This window comes from Candidatus Symbiopectobacterium sp. NZEC151 (assembly GCF_025962655.1).
GTDB lineage: Bacteria > Pseudomonadota > Gammaproteobacteria > Enterobacterales > Enterobacteriaceae > Symbiopectobacterium.
This window is the reverse complement of the sequence record NZ_JAGFPE010000031.1, coordinates 1-548: the sequence shown is the minus strand read 5'-3', so window position 1 is coordinate 548 and position 548 is coordinate 1. Positions and strand designations below refer to the sequence as shown.

General features: G+C 59.9%; 1 pseudogene. It reads right to left on the bottom strand.

Going from position 1 to position 548, the window contains the following annotated elements:
* A pseudogene (locus tag J5067_RS23200) lies at positions 1-545 on the bottom strand (transketolase); the annotation flags it as partial.
* Positions 546-548 lie beyond the last annotated feature (3 nt).

The following is a 548-nucleotide window of genomic DNA, read 5'->3' as shown; positions in this document are numbered from 1 at the left end:
TCATCGGTAAACCAGCCTTCCACGTGACCGTCAATCGAGATGCCGTTGTCATCATAGAATGCCACCAGCTTGCCCAGCTTCAGGGTCCCGGCCAGCGAACACACCTCGTGGGAGATGCCTTCCATCATGCAGCCATCACCCATAAAGGCGTAGGTGAAGTGGTCAACGATATCGTGACCCGGGCGGTTGAACTGGGCCGCCAGCGTGCGTTCTGCCAGCGCCATGCCAACCGCGTTGGCGATGCCCTGCCCGAGCGGGCCAGTGGTGGTTTCCACGCCGTCAGTGTAGCCGTACTCCGGGTGACCCGGGGTTTTGGAATGCAACTGGCGGAAATTCTTGAGCTCTTCAATCGGCAGGTTGTAGCCGGTGAGGTGCAGCAGGCTGTAGATGAGCATGGAGGCGTGACCGTTGGAGAGCACAAAACGGTCGCGGTTGGCCCAGTGCGGGTTAGCCGGGTTGTGATTAAGGTAATCGCGCCACAGGACTTCGGCGATATCTGCCATACCCATGGGTGCGCCCGGGTGACCGGATTTGGCTTTTTGCACGCC